A 15,361-nucleotide genomic window follows, 5' to 3' on the forward strand; every position below is an offset into this window, starting at 1 on the left:
CGTGGCATTCAACTCGATCACCAACTATGGCGAGTACATCTCTGACCACTACCTGGCCTCACTACTCAAGAACGACCTTGAAGGGTTGCGGAAGCGCTGGAGTGCAGCGCAGAAGGCCGCCGCTCGCAACGGGCTACCCGCCGACGTGCCGGCCAACTCTGCCCAGGGCGTCAAGGCCCTGGGGCAGCACTTCTACACTCGCCGTAACCAAATCACTGAGCAGCTCGGCGAAACGCCCACGGTCGCCGCGCTCACCGACGTGCGGATCGTCGAGCAGACCCGCGACCTCAATGACCTGATCCTGCGGGCGCTCGCGTTCGGCGCGCCCACCAGCGACACGACGCCGGAGCTGCTGCGCCGGACCACCCTCGATGTGGTCCAGCTCGACCAGCACCGGCAGGTCGAGATCGCGCTCGCCGCCACCGGACCCGGCGGCCTGGAGCTCGTCGCGCTGGACGCCACCTGGGCCGAGGGAGCCGACGGCATCGTCGACACGACGGGCGGCTGCCGGTTGCTGTCCCCGATCAAGCTCGACGGCGGTGTGGAGATCGACCACGCGGGCAAGGCCATCGAGTTCCTGTTCGCCTGCGAAGACCCGCCTCGTTATGTGCTGCTGCTGACCGGCAACGTTGTGCTGCTCGCCGACCGGGGCACCTGGCCCCGCAGCTACCTCGCGGTCAACCTGACCCAGGCGCTGCACACCAAGGACGACATAGCCGGCGGGGAACTGGAGATTATCGCCGCCCTCTTCGGCACCGAGTCGCTCATCACCTTCGAAGGGCAGAACGCCCTTGCCACTCTGGTCGACCAGGGATACAAGCACGCGGTCAAGGTCTCCAAGGAGCTACGCGAGGCGCTGCGCCAGTCCGTCGAGCTGATCGCCCAGGAGATCCTCAACCGCATCCGCGAACAGGGCGCCGACCCCGACGACCTGGGCGACAAGCTCGCCCGCCGACTGACCGAGCAGTCGCTGCGTTACCTCTACCGGATCCTGTTCCTGCTCTACGCCGAGGCCCGTCCGGAGCTGGGCATCCTGCCCAGCAAGAACGAGGCATACCAGCAGGGTTACGGGTTGGCCCGGCTGGCCGACACCGTCAGCGTTGACCTGCCCGAGGAGGCCGAGGAGGGCCTCTACTTCCACCACTCGCTGAGCCGGCTCTTTACTCTCGTCGACGAGGGCCACCAGCACCAGCACCGGCCTGCGGAAGTCGTCCTCGACGAAGACGGCAACGAGATCGCCCTCGACACCGACGGCATCCGGTTCGAGGCGCTCAAATCGGAGCTGTTCCACCCCGACCGCACTGAGCTGATCGGTGAACAGGTGCGGGTCGGCCAATGCACCGTTGACACCCGACTGCGGAACAAGTGTCTCTGGCAGGTACTCAACCTGCTTATGCTCACCCCGGAGCCGACCGGCCGCCGGGGACGCGGACGCTCCGCCGGGCAGCGGGGTTTCATCTCATACGCGCAACTGGGCATCAACCAGCTCGGTGCCGTCTATGAAGGGCTCATGTCCTACAGCGGCTTCTTCGCCGCCGAGGACGTCTACGAGGTCGCGAAGACCGTCAAGGCCGCTGGGAGGAATGCCGACGGCGAAGAGAAGGAGAAGGCCGACCCGTCCAAGGGCACCTGGACCGTCCCGGTCAGCCGCTCCGGTGACTACGACCCGAAGTACTTTGTGATGCGCACCAATCCGATCACCGGCGAGTCGGAGCGAATCGTCCATCGCAAGGGTTCCTTCGTGTACCGGCTGTCAGGACGGGAACGGCAACGATCCGCCTCCTACTACACCCCTGAAGTTCTCACCCAGTGCACGGTTAAACATGCCCTCGCCGAACTGCTTACCGAGGAGACCACTGCCCGGGACATCCTCGACCTCACCATCTGCGAGCCTGCGCTGGGCTCGGGCGCGTTCCTCAACGAGGCCATCAACCAGCTCGCCGATGCCTACCTCGAACGCGCCCAGCGCGAACGTAACGAGAAGCTCCTACCGGACCAACTGGAAATCGAACGGCAGAAGGTCAAGGCATATCTGGCCCTGCACAACTGCTATGGCGTCGACCTCAACGCCACCGCCGTCGAACTGGCCGAGGTCTCGATCTGGCTCAACGTCATGCACGCCAAGCTCGAAGCCCCCTGGTTCGGCCTGCACCTACGCCGCGGCAACTCCCTGATCGGAGCCCGCCGCGCCGTCTACCCAGTCTCATTGCTGAGCCGCGGAGCGTGGCGCACCACCCCGCCCACCGACCGCCCGATGGCTTGCGACGCTGACGGTCAGGTTATCGACCGCCTCGCCGACGACGAGATCCACCATTTTCTGCTTCCAGCCCAAGGCTGGGGCGCCGTCTCCGACGCCCCACAGGCCAAGGAGCTCGTCCCAGACGAGCGCGAAGCGCTGCGGAAGTGGCGCCAGACGATGCGCACGCTCCCCAACGACAAGAAGACCAAGGACCGGCTGCTCGCCCTGGCTCAGCGAGTTGAACGTCTGTGGGAACTTACCCGCAAACGCATCAATATCTCTGAGAAAAATATCCGCCGCGCCATCGATATCTGGGGCATCTCCGAGGACCGAAAGCTGCCGCAGCCGGTGACTGGTGGCGTCAGCCGCGAGGAGATTACCGAGGCGTTGTACGAGGACCGCGAGTCTCCTTACAGCCGGCTCAAAACCATTATGGATGCTTGGTGCGCGCTGTGGTTCTGGCCGGTGGGCCAGGGTATCGAGATGGCCCCTCCAACGATCGACGAGTGGCTGTCCTTCTGCGAGGCGGTGCTCGGCACGCAGCCAACGAAGGCCAAGGCCAATGGCAAGAAGGGCGCCGCCGCAGGTCTCGACGATGTCTTCGGCATGTTCGGTGGCGACAACGACTTCGCGCAGCTAGCCATGGAAGACGAATCCGACCGCTTCATAGCTCAGTGCCAATCTATTGGCCGTATCGCCATCGACGGCCGCTTCGCCTGGTGGTCAGTGCTTACCGAAATCGCCGAGAGGGAAGGATTCTTCCACTGGGAACTCGAATTTGCTCAGATTTTTACAAAGCGAGGTTTCGATCTCCAAGTCGGAAACCCGCCTTGGGTCCGATTGGATTGGAAGGATGAACCCGCGCTGGCCGAGCATGAGCCATGGCTTGCGTTGCAAGAGCAGGTCTCGGAGGCGGCGCTAACCGAAAAACGTCGAGAGATATTATCCGATCCAGGAGCTCGTAAAGAGTACTTGTTTGATCTTAGCTCGTGGTCAGGAATCAATGAACACCTAAGTTCGTCGGTCGACCATAAAATCCTGGCTGGAATACGAACCAATCTCTACATCAACTTTATGGAGCGTTCGTGGCGGAGTCTGTCTCCGAAAGGAATCGCCGGACTCATCCATGAAGAACAGCATTTTATTGATCCGGCGGGTGGGCGATTGCGGGCAGAGACTTATCCGCGACTTCGGCGCCACTTTCAGTTTGGCAATAACTTGTTACTATTCGAGGATGTTGATAACAATAAGAATTTTGGTGTCAACATTTATGGTCAGCCGCGCGAAATCCAGTTCATTCAGATGGCTAGATTGGTGCATCCTGTTGTCATAGACGGTTCCCTTGATCACGAAGGTCAAGGCGAGATTCCTGGAATCCAATACCCGTACGGTGGCTGGGATTTAAGGCCACATGTCGCCCGGGTCTTGCACGTGACAGCAGACACCTTGAGGGATTGGGCGGCGTTCGGAGATGCTCCAGAGACGCCTGCTCCTCAAGCTCGCGGCCTTCGTCCGCTCACTACTGCTGACAACGACGCCATACGCAGTCTTGGCAGAGGTGGAAGACGGCTTGCTGCCCATCCGTTCGATTGGTCACAAGGGCTCAATGAGAAGACTGCGAGATCAGACGGAACAATGAAGGCGCAGTCAACACTCCCGGAGTCCTGGGCGGATGCAATCCTGCAAGGACCCCACTTCACGGTTTCTACGCCCTTCGCTAAGGCGCCGAACGAAAACTGTCGAAGCAACAAAGACTATGCAGTCTGGGACCTAGTAGAACTGCCGGAAATCATTCTTCCTCGGACAAACTTTGCGCGCGCATGCTCCCCTGAGGAATTTTTAGCCAAACAGCGACTTTGGAAAGGGTTGCCCGCTACAGCGTATTGGCGAGTAGCTTGGCGCAATATGGTCGTTGGGGGAACTGAGCGCACTCATCATTCAGCCTTGCTCATGCCCAACCCAACGCATGTTCATACCGTCCACACTATAGCCCTCGCTAATAATCGCAAGACGGCTGGCCTGGCAGGACTTTGGGCGTCCTTGCCCGTCGACTTTATTTGCAAGGTTTCCGGGACTTCCAAAGTCAATATTGAATTCGTAAAACAGTTTCCGGCGCCACTGGACCATGCGTTAGTGAGGTCACTACTCGTTCGTACGCTGCGGTTGAGCTGCTTGACGCGGGACTATGCGCCGTTGTGGGAAGAGTTATTTGACGAGGCGTGGTTGACCGATCGTTGGGCGGACGCGGCCTTGGAGCGCACACCGCTGGGTGAGGTCGGGCCGGAGTGGACTATGTCTACGCCGTTGCGGACCGACTACGACCGACGGCTCGCGCTAGTGGAGATCGATGCGCTCGTCGCTCTCATGCTGGGGCTGACCGCCGAGCAGCTCTGCGCGATGTATCGCTCCCAGTTCGCAGTGCTGCGCAAGTATGAATGGGAAATGTTCTTCGCTCCGGATGGTCACAAGATCGGAGCGGAGACGCATAATCGCGGTGTCCGGCAGACCGAGGCCGAGGCGGCAGTGGTGAAGGCGTGGAAGAAGTCGGAGCTGACTGAGGCGCCAAAGCCGGAGATCCCGGCCGGCTGGGTGAAGCCCGACCGTGAGGCCGAGATGACCCACGCCTACCACGAGTTCCAGCGCCGGTTGGATGCCGGGGAGTATCCGGAGGTGGTGGAACCGTGATTCCCTCACTGGCGGTCGAGGACCTCAAGGGCAGCCTGGTCCAGTATCTGACCACCGCTTTCGCGCTGGCTGACGACGATGTGCACGACGTGTTGGAGTCGTTCCTGAACGACGAGCGCACCGGCGTGTTCCGCGGGCCGTACCTGCGGGTGCGGCCGGGCTTCAAGCCCGCGGCCGGCACCTACCGCCGGGTCCTGGACTGGTTCCCGGGAGGGTTCGAGCCGTTCCTGCATCAGGAGCGAGCATGGCTGCGCCTGTCGTCGAAGGGGCAGCAGCCCAAGCCGACGATCGTGACCACCGGGACAGGCTCGGGCAAGACGGAGTCGTTCCTGGTGCCGGTACTCGATCACTGCCGCCGGGCTCGTGCGCAGGGCCAGACCGGAGTGAAGGCGCTGTTGCTGTACCCGATGAATGCCCTTGCCGACGACCAGGCCCGGCGCATCGACGAACTGCTGCGTGATGAGCCAGCACTGCACGACGTGACTGCAGCGATCTACATCGGTGGTGGCCGCAAGGGCGATGACGATGAGCAGAGCCCAGGCTCGTATGGCCGTGAGTTCGGGTCGTCCGCGTTGGACGATGACCCGTTGGTCAGCCGGGTGCTGCGGGATCGTGAGCAGATCCGGGAGAATCCGCCGGATATCCTGCTGACCAACTACAAAATGCTGGACCTACTGCTGCAGCGGGCGCCAGATCTCCCGCTGTGGCAGGACCGGTCGCTGCGGTATGTGGTGCTGGATGAGTTCCATACCTACGACGGCGCGCAGGGCACGGACGTGGCGATGTTGCTGCGCCGGTTGGGGGCGGCAACTGGGCTGGCCGAGCCGGGCAGGCCGCTGGGGCAGATCACGCCGGTAGGGACGTCGGCGACCCTGGCCAGCGACGGCGCTGCCGATGCCGGGTTGGGTGAGCATTCGGCACAGGCGGACCAGAAGAAGTTGCTGGACTTCGCCACGCAGGTGTTCGGAGTTAAGTTCAGTCCGGACGCGCTGGTCGGTGAGGACCGGTTGACGTCGGCGAAGTTCTGCGGGGAGATCGATTTCGAGCTGCCGTTCCCGACGCCGGAGCAGTTGGCGGTGATCCCGGATCCGTTGGGCGACCCGGCGGACCTGGACGCGGTAGCGCGGGCGACGGTCGGGATCGACGCGCGGAACCCGGTGGCCCTCGGCGCGTTGCTGCGCCACCACATTCTGGTGAAGGCCCTGCTGGACTCGGCGGCCGAAGGGCCGTTGACGATCGAGCAGATCGCGAAACCGTTCGCGGTGCAGGGTGGTGGCCCGGCGTGGGCGCCGTCGCGGACGGATGCGCCGAAGCCGGCATTCGCTCCGGCGTTGCTGCGGCTGCTGGCGCTGATCTCGGTCGCGCGGGTCGAGGATCGGGAGGGTCGTCTGCGCCCGCTGCTGCGGGTGGAGGCTCAGCTCTGGGTCCGGGAGGTCCGCCGGGTGATCCGCGCGGCCACTAAAGAGCCGCACTTCCGCTGGTTCGACGACGATGGGCCGACCGGGGACAGTCAACCTAACTGGTTGAACCTGGCGGTCTACCGATCGAAGGAGCACGATGCGGCGGCCGAGGATTCCGACACCGACACTTCGGCGCCGCCGCTGGCCGCGCTGCGTTGTCACCTGCCCGCGGTGTATTGCCGGCATTGCGGGCAGTCGGGGTGGGCGGCGCTATCCAAGGAGGCCGCGCTGGACTGGCGGGACCTGAAGACCCGCCCGCTGGAGATCTACCGTGCCGCGGGGCGGCGGGAGAGCCGGGTTCGGTGGATGCTGCGCGCCGGCGAGCACGATCCCTACGTGCAGCATCTCGACGCCGAGGGGCGGCAGGTGCTGGCGAACCCGACCGATCGAACCGTGCCGGTGACCACGGTGGTCGGACCGATCGAGGCCGGTACCGGTGACACCTGCCCGGCCTGCGGGCTGGACGACGGAATGCGGTTCCTCGGCGCGGGAACGGCGACGCTGGCCTCGGTGACTACGACTCAGCTCTTTTCCGAGCGGCACCTGGCCTCCGGCGAGCGCAAGCTACTGGCCTTCACCGACGCGGTCCAAGACGCCACGCACCGAGCCGGGTTCATCGCGCATCGCTCATTCGGGTTCACGTTCCGCGGGCTGTTGACGGCCAACGTGCGTGCCGACGCGGCGCTGTCCGTACACGATCTGGCCTTGGACGCTGCTGAGTCGGCGGTGGGTGAGCAGGCGAGAATCTCTGACCGGGACCGGTTGGCGTCGCTGGTCGCGCCGGACCTGCGGGAGGACCCAGAGGTGCTGCGGCTGCTCGACGGTGAGCCGGTGACCAGCGCGATGGAGATGTTGCAGGACCGGCTGGTGTTCCAGACTCAGTTGGAGTTCGGGCTGCGTTCCCGGATGGGGCGGACCCTGGAGTTGACCCGCACCGTCGCCGTCGACATCCAGATTCCCGATGCCGACGTGCTAATGAACCAGTTGCGGGACGCTCACCAGCGCATCCCCGGAACGGTGACGCTGCCGACCGACGAGCGTGCCCATATTGGGTATGCCCGAGGGCTGCTGGAGCGGATGCGGCTGATGGGTGCGATCTACCACCCGTGGCTGAAGACGTATGTGGAGCAGGCCGGTGCCCGCCGGTGGCCGATCTGGGGTGGTCGCCCGACCGGGATGCCAGCCTTTCCCCGAGGGTTAGCTGCTCCGCGCTTCATGATCGACGGTGGGCACGGGGAGAGCGAGTTCGACGCGCTGGCCCGAGGGCGTACGGCGACCTGGTTGACCGACTGGGCGCAGCGCAGTGGCGTCGCGGGTAGTGCGGAGGAGGCCGCGGCGTTGAACACGGCGGCGTTCCGGATCTTCACTCAGGAAGGCCTGGTCGCTACTCATCAGGCCGGCAACGGTGCCGTCGTGTACGCGCTGGCCCCCAGCCGGATCCAGGTGCATTCGCTGGTGCACGGCAAGGCCGCCGAGGAGGTGGCCGAGCACGGGGTGCGATGCTCGGAGTGCACCTGGCGGCAGACCGTCGCGCCAGGGCTGTTGGAAGCCTGGTTGGGGGTGCGGTGTCTGCGGTTCCGGTGCACCGGAGTGTTCGTCCAGGACGTCCGGACCAGGGCAGGCGACGACTTCTACCGGCGGCTCTACTACCGGGACCGGCCAGGGGACGTGCTTACCGCAGAACATACCGGTGCGTTGAGCAAGCCGAAACGGCAACGGGTCGAGCGGGCCTTCAAACACCGCACCCACCCGTTCGACCCGAATGTACTCACCTGCACGCCCACGCTGGAGCTGGGCATCGACATCGGTGACCTGTCAGCGGTCCTGCTGACCTCTATGCCGCCGGGTCCGGCGAACTACGCCCAGCGGGTCGGTCGAGCCGGGCGGGCCACCGGTAACGCTTTGGTGATGGCGTTCGTGCCGCGGCGGGCCCGTAACCAGTACTACCTGCACCGGCCGACGGCAATGCTGGCCGGCCGGATCGTGCCACCGGCCTGCTATTTAGACGCGGTGGAGATCCTGCGCCGGCATTACCTGGCGTATCTGTTCGACCGGGCGGCCGACCGCTCGCTGTGGGAGGGGACCGCTGGGCCGAGCGCGCCGATGCCTCGGTGGATCGGAGAGTTGTTCCAGTCCGGCCTGGACGACGCAGGTGGGTGGCTACGGCGGCTGCTGGAGGTGTCCCGCAACAGGCACGATGTGCTGTCGGCCAAGTTCATCGCGCTGTTTCCCGGGATCGGTGACGACGCCCGGCGCTCCGTGGAGGACTTCGCGCGGCAGGACATCGAGACCGAGGTCGGTAAGGCGGTCACCGTGTGGCGGCGCCGGCGAGCAGAGCTGCAAGAACGGCTCACCGGCATCAACACCGCGTTCGACGCGATCCCGATCGACACCACCGACGCCGAGCGCCGGGACAACCGGCGGGTCCTGTTCGCCGAGTTGAAAGCGGTCCGCCGCCGGTTGGATGGCCTGGTCAAGGAGAACTCGGTCAATGCCCTGGTGCGGTTGGGGCTGCTGCCCAACTACACGCTGCACGACGACCCGACGTGGCTGGACGCCGCGCTGTGGTGGAAGGACCCCGACGGGGAATTCCAGGAAACCGCGTTCGAGTACGGGCGCGGCGCAGGCCTGGCGCTGACCGAACTGGCGCCGGGCAACACGTTCCACGCCGACGGATCGAAGTACGTCGTCGACGGCCTCGATGTCGGTACCCCGGCGCGGGCCTCGTACACGACGTGGCGGTTCTGCCGGGCCTGCGGGTATGTGCTAACCGAAGGCGCCGAGGTGGTGTTGCAGCGCTGCCCCCGATGCAAAGACGGTGGGATCGCCGATCCGGCCGCATCCTCACGGCAGGTGCTGGTGCCCGAACGAACCCGGGCCCGAGAACGCCGCGAGGACGCGCGAATCACCGACGACCGTGACGAGCGTGACCAGCGGCGGTACGTGACGGAGACGCTGGTGGACATCGACCCGCAGCAGCCTCACGGGCTGCGGGCGTGGCGCAACGCTGACCGGGTCTTCGGGGTCGAGTTCGCCCGGGAGGCCGTGATCCGAAAGATCAACTTCGGCCCCGACGGTGTGCCCGGCCCGGACTTCGACGTCGCCGGAGAAACGGTGAGGACGCCCGGTTTCCAGGTGTGCCGGCTCTGTGGCGCCGTCCAGGGGGTGCACCCTCAGGCGTACGACCGGCAGGCCCGCCGGATCGGCACCCGGCATGCGCTGTGGTGCACCCAGCGTCCGCTAGGTGTACACAAGGAGGAGACCACCACCCTGATCACCGGTCACGAGCTGCGTACTCACGCGCTGCGGCTGCTGCTGCCGTTCTCCACGACACTGGTGCCCAGGCGAGTGGTTTCCTTCCAGGCCGCGCTGATGCTGGGGATCACCAAGTACTTCGGCGGCGAACCGGACCACATCCGGGCGGTCACGGCCACGATGCCCGGCGACGATCGGGACACCCCTCGACGCTTCCTCGTGCTGCACGACACCATGCCCGGCGGCACCGGCTACCTGGAAAACCTTGCCGACCCGAAGGCGATGGAGCAGGTGCTGCGCCTGGCCCTGGCTCATATCCAGGCCTGCCCATGCGGAAAGGAGGAGCGCCAGCCCTGCCACCGCTGCATGCTGCCGTTCGTCCCCTCCAGCCAGCACGAGCTGGTCTCCAAGGAGACCGCAGTCGAGCTGCTTTGCGACATCTTGGAGGGCTGGCACCCCCAAAAGATTAAGACGCTCGCTGACATCCAGATCCACGCCCTTGCCGACAGCGAGTTAGAGCGGCTGTTTGTGGAGACGTTGCGGGCCAAGGCCGACAAGGCCCAGGGCGACGAGGCAGCCCGGGACCGGTTCTCCCTGGTGCCCCGCGCCGGTTCCCGGGGCGTGGAGTTCGAGCTTAAGCTCAAACCCGCCGACGGTCCCGCGGTGCGTTGGCGGATGCGCGACCACGTCGTACAGGCAGGTGCGGTCCGCAGCGAGCCCGACTATCTCCTCAGCGCCGATAGCGGCGCTAAGATCGCCATCTTCCTCGACGGCTATGCCTTTCACGCCAGCGCAGAGAACAACGAGATCGCCGCCGACGCCGCTAAGCGCTCGTCCCTGCGCGACGACGGCACTTGGGTTTGGCAGCTCACCTGGGACGACGTGCGGTCCTGGGCCGCGTGTGTCGAGCAAAACCTCGATACCCACGCCCCCCGTCCGATCCTGATGACCGACCAGGCCCTGGCTAAGGCCCGCGACCACTACTTCACCACCACGCTGAAGGACAACCACGCCGCCGGACCGCTGGACGATGCCCTGGCCAACCCGGTTGAGGCCCTGTTGGCGTTCCTGGAATGCCCCGACCCGGAGATCTGGGCGCGGCGCGCGGTGTCGCTGCTGACCGGGCTGGCCAGCACGGGGAAGGCGGGCCCGGTAGATCGCACCGCCATCGCCGACAAGCTCCCCGCCATCGTCACCGGGACAACGCGAATGCCCACCGCGGCAGGGAAGTCGGCCGAAGCGGCGGCGCTGGTCGCGGCCAGCCCGGCCGGCTGCCGCATCGTGGGTATCCGCGACAACCGCGCCACCGCGGCGGGAAAGGCCGACCCGATGGCCTGGTCGGTCTTCACTTGCATCGACGACCGGCCGGACGCGCTGAACGAACAGGAGCACCGGGCTCGCTGGGCACAGTGGCTGGCCTGGTCGAACCTGCTGCAATTCCTCACCGGGCCGACTCGTTTCTTCGAACAGACCGCCTGGTCGCAGACCGCGCTGCTTGACCCGCACCGGGTGCCAGTACTCGCCTCCGCACACTCCGCCGTGGTCGAGCCGATCCTGCCGGCAGCCTGGGCTGAGGCGATCGACCTGTCCTCGCCGCACGTGGAGTGGCTGCTGAAGGCGCTCGCCCAGGCGCGCGCGCCACTGCCGCAAGTCGGCTACGAACTGGGCGACGAGGCCTGGACGGTGGAGCTGGCTTGGCCCAGCGCCCGCTTTGCTGTGGTTATCGATGACGGCATCGACCGAGATGACGCCTACCTCCGAGCCGGCTGGCACCTGCAGCGCGCCGACCAAGACAAAGCTGTACCTAAGGTCTCAGACCTGATCAGGGAGTTGGAGGCAGCGCGTGGCTAAGGTCAATGTTCTGTTCGCGGACACCTTCGACAAGGCGTACCAGAGTCTCGACGCGACCATCCAACGGCGGGTCGTTGACTTCATGCTCAAACTCCGCAAGGACCCCGACGCCCACGGGCTGAACCTCAAACAGCCGCACGGCGCCCAGGACAAACGGGTCTGGACCGCACGGGTCAACGACAACTTCCGGGCCGTGCTCTGGCGGCCCGACCACACCACCTTCTACCTGGCCAGCATCAAGCCTCATGACGACGCGTATACCTACGCCGCGCAAACCGTCTGGAACATCAACAAAGTCACCGGCGGAGTCGAGTTCTACCACCACGGCGCGATCCAGGAGATTCTGCTGCGGACAGGTGACAGCCTCCCCACCGCACACAGCAAGGCTGGCTTCTTCGAAGAGGTCTCCGACGCCGACTTCCTTCGGCTCGGCATCGTCCCGGCGCTCGTTCCTACGCTGCGCGAGATTCGCAGCGAAGACGCGCTGTTGGGTATCGCTGAGCAGATCCCCAAACTCGCCAGTCAGGTCATCCTCGCGCTCGCCGACGGCAAGACCGCCGACCAGGTATGGGAGGAGATCGTCACCCAGTCGGAAGTTGAGGGCGACGTCGACCCCGAAGACGTGTCTGCTGCCGTCGACCGGCCAGCCACCAGAGAATCGTTCGCTATTGTCACCGACGACTCACAGGAGTTGGAGCGGATGCTCCTCAAGCCTATGTCGGAGTGGCGGATCTTCCTGCACCCCCAGCAGCGCCGGCTGGCCTACCGGAACAAGCCCTACAACGGGCCGGCCCGTGTTTCCGGTGGACCCGGTACCGGCAAGACGGTCGTCGCGCTACATCGGGTCAAGGCTCTCGCCGCCAACCTCCCTGCCAGTTCCGGCCGGAAGATCCTCTTGACGACATATACCAACGCCTTGTCCGACCTGCTTCACCGACTCCTCGACGATCTTGGAGGTCCGGATCTGACCGCCAAAGTCGACGTACTCAACATCGATAAGGTCGTCCGCGACGTTTTGCGAAGGGACGCCGAGGCCCGGTGGGCCAACGTGGAAGTACTCGGCGATGCCGCCATCGCCACCCGCTGGGACGACGTCATCACCGAACTGTCCACGGACGATTCTCTCGACCGACCTTTCATGATCAGCGAATGGGAGCAGGTTGTCCTCGCCCAAAACATTCGGACCCGCGAGGAGTACTTCACCGCCCGCCGTTCCGGACGAGGGCGACGTATAACCCGCTCCGAGCGGGCCAGCATCTGGGCACTCATGCAGGAATTCGAGCGTCGCCTGGACCGCGACAAGGCCCTCGGCTTCAAACAGGCCGCTGTCCGCGCCGGAGACATCACAGCCACCTGGACCGACGCCGACCGCCCATACCGGCATGTCGTCGTTGACGAGGCCCAAGACCTGCACGCCGCCCACTGGAACCTGCTCCGCGCCCTCGCCCCAACCGCCCACGATGACATGTTCATCGTCGGCGACACCTTCCAGCGCATCTACGACAACCGAGTAACCCTCGGCAAGCTCGGCATCGAAATCCGCGGCCGGTCCCACCGCCTGACCTTGAACTACCGCACCACCCGACAGATTCTCAACGCGGCGATCAACGTCGTCCTCCCCCACGACCCTGATGGCTACGACGACCTCGACGGCGGTTCCGATAGTCTGCGTGGCTACCGCTCCATCCTGCGCGGCCGCAAGCCCGACGTCATCGGGTACGCCTCAGCGGCGGCGGAATTAGCTGCCCTGGCTCGCCGCATCCGTGGCTGGCATGACGGCGGTATCCCACTCGACGAGATCGCCGTCATTGCCCGTACCAATACCGCAGCCACCGCCGCGGTGACCGCGCTGCAGACGGCCGGCCTGGACGCAACTCTGGTTAAATCCGGCAAGATCGCCAAGCCGGATGCGGGTGTCCAGGCGATGACCATGCACCGCGCAAAGGGTCTGGAGTTCCGTGCGGTCGCGATCATTGGCACCGGGTCCCGCTACCTCCCCCTGCCCGCCGCAGTCACCGCGGAAGAGGCAGACCATCTGGATCACCAGCGGGACATTCAGCGCGAACGCTCGCTGCTGTTCGTCTCGGCAACACGGGCCCGTGAAGCGCTCTCCATCACCTGGTCCGGCCAGCCCAGCCGCTTCCTCGCCGGACTTGTCGGCAACGCGTCGTGAGCCTCTTATTCAATGACGGCTGAGGGCTGAGGTCAGAGCCCCGGCTTATACTGCAGCGGGGCCGTTTGGCGGGTGCGCATCCCACCACTGACCCAAGCGACACCGCGACATGTACTCAGCTGGGAGGACGCCATCCCGCATGCCGGTCTGTCTCCTGCGAGGCAGCATCCATTACCGCAGCGCCGCCGGCTCCTTCCACGGTGCCTCACTGTCCCAACCCGGACGGTTTCCAGCATCGAGAAGGCGCGCCAACAGGGTGCAAGGCGCCCGCGAGGATCCGCTCTCGCAGCCGGCGGGCCTCATCCGGGCGCAGCCTCAGCCCACCCCCTCGACCTCACTCGGGAAGCTAGCCAGCGCCCTATGGCAGCGCTGGATGTCAGAAACCACCCGACCGTTTAGTCAGTTCGTTAGCCTCTGCATGCCGAATACCAGGCGCCGGTCGGGCGCGGCGTCGTCGTCACCGGTGTGAATCCCGTAACGCCGCATAGATGCTGCACGGCAGCGTCCACACGCCGATCCGGGACCGGCGCTCGATCACGCCCTCGGTGTCGTCGCCACGCAGCAGGGCGTCGACTACTTTCGATCATTGCAGTCGACCTGTGCGGCGAGGCGGTCACCGCGCAGCCCGCGACACTGCACCTCCTGATAGCACCGAGGCACGATCAGCAGATATCGGGCCTTGTTCTAAAGGATGGAGGTGCCCTGGGAGAGCAGCTCGCTGAACGCGCCACGAACCTGCCCAATGCCCAACTCGGCCCGGCTTTCGTGTCGCTAAGAGCTTGAGTAGCTCGCGTATGCGTTGCCTGGTCGTCGCGGGAGCTATCCCACCAGCTCAGGCCCGATGCATGGCCTTCCGCTCATGCTTCTGCCACTTCGAAGAGGCCGCTGGGTGGGCAGGTGGGCAGGGCGATCCAGCCCTCGGTACGCGCCGCCGCCCGCTGCTCTGCGTTGGGCCTGGTGGCCTTCCCGATCGCAGCGGCGCGCCCACTCAACGCCGCGATCACTGAATCGAACGCGTCATGACTGCGCCGGCACGGCGCCTCGAACGCTCCCAACTCCAGCCAAGGGGCGGCCACGCAAAGCGCGGTCACGAGGTCGCCGTGTTGAGCCTGCTGACCCCGTCCCTTGTAGCCGCGGTGCGTTAGCCCCCAGCAGTTCAGGGCCGCCGCCGGGTACACCTCGACGATCTTGCCGCCACCGCGCCGATCGACGTCCTGCCCGTCGGCGGCAAGCATCGCTAGCAGCCCGGCGCAGCGAAGGGCGGTGTGCGCGATGCGGTCCGCTGCCACGCTGAGCGGCACGATGCCCGTCTTCTCGCGCACCACCTCATCAGTCAAGCGGTAGGCCATGCGACGCCGCCACTGTGCGCCCATGCCTTCGGCAACGGTGACGTGGCCGGATTGGTGGGCCGTCATGAGCGCGACGAAAGGTTGGGGCCATCCGAGCGGGCAATCCAGCCCGGTCTTGTCTGCGTGCTGGCTAGCCTTGACGATGCAGGCGTCGCTGGCTCCGAGTACCAAGTCCCGCACCATTGCGCGGTCCGGCAGCCATTCGATCGTGGCCATCGCCGTGCGCATGTCCGCTGCTGCGAGGTCAACGCCGAGGGTCAACACTGCAACCACTCTAGATACACAAGACCCGGTAGGACATGACCCGATCGATGGTTGGTGCGCGCCGTTTAGCTGTAGCTGCGGGCCT

Annotated in this window: 4 protein-coding genes; 3 read left to right on the top strand and 1 reads right to left on the bottom strand. The window is 65.3% G+C overall.

Annotation, left to right across the window (positions count from 1 at the left end):
* Window position 1 precedes the first annotated feature (1 nt).
* From ACQPWW_RS06630 to ACQPWW_RS06640, 3 genes are read left to right on the top strand one after another with little or no spacing between them, the layout of a single operon-like run.
* Window positions 2-4,924, top strand: a complete 4,923-nt coding sequence (locus tag ACQPWW_RS06630; RefSeq protein WP_433130163.1) for an Eco57I restriction-modification methylase domain-containing protein — start codon at window positions 2-4, stop codon at window positions 4,922-4,924.
* Window positions 4,921-11,490, top strand: a complete 6,570-nt coding sequence (locus tag ACQPWW_RS06635; protein ID WP_433130165.1) for a DEAD/DEAH box helicase — start codon at window positions 4,921-4,923, stop codon at window positions 11,488-11,490. The genes ACQPWW_RS06630 and ACQPWW_RS06635 overlap by 4 nt, the downstream gene beginning before the upstream one ends.
* Window positions 11,483-13,663, top strand: a complete 2,181-nt coding sequence (locus ACQPWW_RS06640; RefSeq protein WP_433130167.1) for a UvrD-helicase domain-containing protein — start codon at window positions 11,483-11,485, stop codon at window positions 13,661-13,663. Before ACQPWW_RS06635 ends, ACQPWW_RS06640 begins: the two co-directional genes overlap by 8 nt.
* An 857-nt stretch (window positions 13,664-14,520) precedes the next feature.
* On the opposite strand, the gene ACQPWW_RS06645 is transcribed toward ACQPWW_RS06640, so the two are convergent.
* On the bottom strand, window positions 14,521-15,276 hold the full coding sequence (locus ACQPWW_RS06645) for a DUF429 domain-containing protein (RefSeq protein ID WP_433130169.1): 756 nt from the start codon (window positions 15,274-15,276) through the stop codon (window positions 14,521-14,523).
* Window positions 15,277-15,361: the final 85 nt, after the last annotated feature.

The sequence above is a fragment of the Micromonospora sp. CA-240977 genome (assembly GCF_050942285.1).
In the GTDB taxonomy this organism is placed as follows: Bacteria; Actinomycetota; Actinomycetes; order Mycobacteriales; family Micromonosporaceae; genus Micromonospora.